3 protein-coding genes are annotated in these 2734 nt (G+C 66.1%); 1 reads left to right on the top strand and 2 read right to left on the bottom strand.

The window, feature by feature from the left end:
• Positions 1–276: 276 nt before the first annotated feature.
• Positions 277–702, bottom strand: coding sequence for a universal stress protein (locus JHD07_RS37265; RefSeq protein WP_291631272.1), 426 nt, complete (start codon positions 700–702; stop codon positions 277–279).
• 82 nt (positions 703–784) lie between these two features.
• Positions 785–1315 carry a histidine phosphatase family protein gene (locus tag JHD07_RS37260; RefSeq protein ID WP_291631270.1) on the bottom strand — a complete coding sequence of 177 codons (531 nt, stop codon included), beginning with the start codon at positions 1313–1315 and terminating at the stop codon, positions 785–787.
• A 92-nt stretch (positions 1316–1407) separates the two neighbouring features.
• Here JHD07_RS37260 and JHD07_RS37255 point away from each other — a divergent pair.
• A partial coding sequence (locus tag JHD07_RS37255; protein ID WP_291631268.1) for an FAD-binding oxidoreductase occupies positions 1408–2734 on the top strand: 1327 nt, incomplete at its 3' end.

The raw sequence follows: 2734 nt of genomic DNA, 5'->3' as shown, positions 1-2734 counted from the left end.
GTGACGATCGCGATACGCCCCTCTTCCTTGGGCCGGGTTGCCGCAACACCTACGTCGTTTCCGAATTTCGGTAAAGTGGAATATTTTACGCGAGGCGGATTGTCCTATCGCTGGGGTGTTTTGCCCGTCGGGCAACGCGATATCTTGTAGCCCGGATGAGCGAAGCGAGATCCGGGATTCGCGGCAGGAGCGGTCCCGGGTGTCGCTTCCGCCTTCGCTCGATGAGCTATGGCGGACAAGTCGCTCACCCGGGCTACGAGCGTATTGATCGAGCCCTCAATGCCTCACCACCAGCACCGAGCATTTGGCGTAGCGGACCACGTGGCCGGCGTTGGAGCCGAGGAAATAGGTGCGCATCGCCGGGCGGTGCGAGGTCATGACGATCAGGTCGGCCTTCATCTGCGCGGCTTCCTCCAGGATCTCGTGATAGATGCCGCCCTGGCGCACCACGCTGGAGATGCGGGATGCCTCGATGCCGGATTCGCGCGCGACGATGGCAAGGGCCTCTTCCGAGGTCTGGCGTTGCTGCTCGTCGAAATCGGCCGGGACATATTCGGCCAGCATGACCGGTGTCATCGGCAGCACGTTGAGCAGCCGCACCTGGCCGCTCCAGGTCTGCGACAACGTCGCCGCGGTCGCGATCGCCGGCTTGGCGAGATCGGTGTCGGCGAGGTCGATGGGCACGAGGATGGACTTGAACATCTGCGCCTCCAAATCTCCAGGTCGCTACGTCCGGCCGGCACGTCGCGCGATCAGCCCGATCGAAGCAGCTTATCTAAGCAGCTCATCTAAGCAACTTGGGGCTGACGAACATCACCAGCTTGCCGCGGCGGTAGGCCACGTCTCCCCAATCCTTGACGTCAAAGTCGAAGACCGCAAGCCCCGCCGTGGGCAGGTTGTCGCCGAGCGCCCTGGCGCCATCGGGATCGCCGCCGCCGGTCAGCATCAGGGCGATCTCGTGCATGCCGGGATTGTGGCCGATCAGCAGCAATTGCTTGGGATCGCCTGGGGCCGTTGCAGTGCGAATGGCGTCGAGGATCTCCGCGGGATCGGCGCCGTAGAGTTCCGGCACGACCTCGACCTGCGGCGCAGGGACGCGGTCCTTCATTGCCTCCCACGCGATGTCCCAGGTCTGCCGGGCGCGCACGGCGTGCGACACCAGCACGGTATCGGGGAAGGGGGGATGGGAGGCGATCCAATCGCCGATCTGCGCGGCATCCTTGTGGCCGCGCTCGTCGAGCCGGCGGTCCTGGTCACGGCCGCTCGGCGCGTCGGTCTCGGTCTTGGCGTGACGCAGCAGCATCAAACGGCGCATGGCATTCTCGAATCGTTTCGCGTCCAGGATAATCTACAGGCGCCGGCTGAGGACAAGGTGACAAGCGGCCTGTGGGTATCCTAAGAAACGCCATGAGCGAGACTTTCACAAGCGTGTCCCAGGACGAAGCCGGCTTTCGCGACCGCACACGACTGTCGTTCGATCGCGACGCCGACATCTGCGTGATCGGTGCGGGGCTCGCCGGGCTGTCCGTCGCGCTGGAAGCGGCCCGGCTCGGGGCCAGCGTCGCGGTGCTCGAGGGCCGCCACATCGGCTGGAACGCCTCCGGCAACCAGCTCGGCACCGTGATGCCGGGTTTCGCGCTGCCGCTCGCCGACCTGATCGAACGCATCGGCTTCGAGGACGCGCGCGAATTGTGGACGCTGTCGCAGGAGGGCGCCGAGTTCGTCCGCGCCAATGCCACCGAAGAGAACATGCCGGGCATCGGCCTCACCGAGGGCGTTCTGGAGGTCTCCAACGTCGATGTCGGCGACCGTCTGATCAGCCGGTTGCAGATGCTGAACGAGGATTTCGACACCGAGGTCGAGGGCTGGCAGGTCGATCGCGTCCGAGGGCTGCTCAAGACCGATCGCTACTTCCACGGCGTGTATTATCCAAAAGCGTTCCAGGTCGACGGCCGCAAATATGTGCATGGCCTGGCGGCGCTGGCACGCCGCGCAGGGGCGCGCATCTTCGAGGACACGCCGGTGGTCAGCATCGATCATTCCGGCATCCGCAAGCGCATCGTCACACCCTCGGCGCGGCTGCGAGCGACCCACATCGTGCTCGCGGGCAACATCCATCTCGGCTCGCCGTTGCAGCGCCTGTCGGAGACGCTGCTGCCGGTCTGGCGCTATGCCGGCATCACCGCGCCGCTCGGCGAGCGGGTGCACGAGATCATCGCCTTCAAGGGATCCGTGATGGATTCCGACGGTGTCGACCAATTCCGGATCGTCGACGGCGACCGGCTGATGTGGGAGAGCCCGGAGACCACCTGGGCGGCGCGTCCGCAGCGCTTCGCGGGCGCCGTGAAGCGGCGGATACGCACGATCTTTCCGGAACTCGGCAATGTCGAGATCACCGAGATGTTCGGCGGCGCCACCGGCCAGACCGTGCACGGCATGCCGCAGATCGGCCAGCTTCGCAAAGGCCTGTGGGTGGCGAGCGGGTTCGGCCGCCAGGGCATGAACACCTCGGGCATGGCCGGACAGATGATCGCGCGCAGCATCCTGTGGGGCGAGGAGCGCTGGAAGCTGTTTTCGCCGTTCGAACTGGTCTGGGCGGGCGGCGCCACCGGGCGCGTCGCGGGCCAGCTGGTCGGCATCTGGAACAGGGCGAGTTCCGCCGCCGCGGGCTCGCTCGCCCGCTATCGGGAGCGTGCCAGGATCAAGGACAGGGAACGCGAGGCGCGCCTCGCCG

This window comes from Bradyrhizobium sp., from assembly GCF_016462955.1.
Classification (GTDB): domain Bacteria; phylum Pseudomonadota; class Alphaproteobacteria; order Rhizobiales; family Xanthobacteraceae; genus Bradyrhizobium.
Note: the sequence above shows the minus strand (reverse complement) of the source record. Positions and strands in the feature narration are given on the sequence as shown.

Bases quoted from the DNA above. Each gene is read 5' to 3' on its own strand.
- JHD07_RS37265 (WP_291631272.1), bottom strand. From the start codon at position 702: ATGTTCAAGTCCATCCTCGTGCCCATCGACCTCGCCGACACCGATCTC.
- JHD07_RS37260 (WP_291631270.1), bottom strand. From the start codon at position 1,315: ATGCGCCGTTTGATGCTGCTGCGTCACGCCAAGACCGAGACCGACGCG.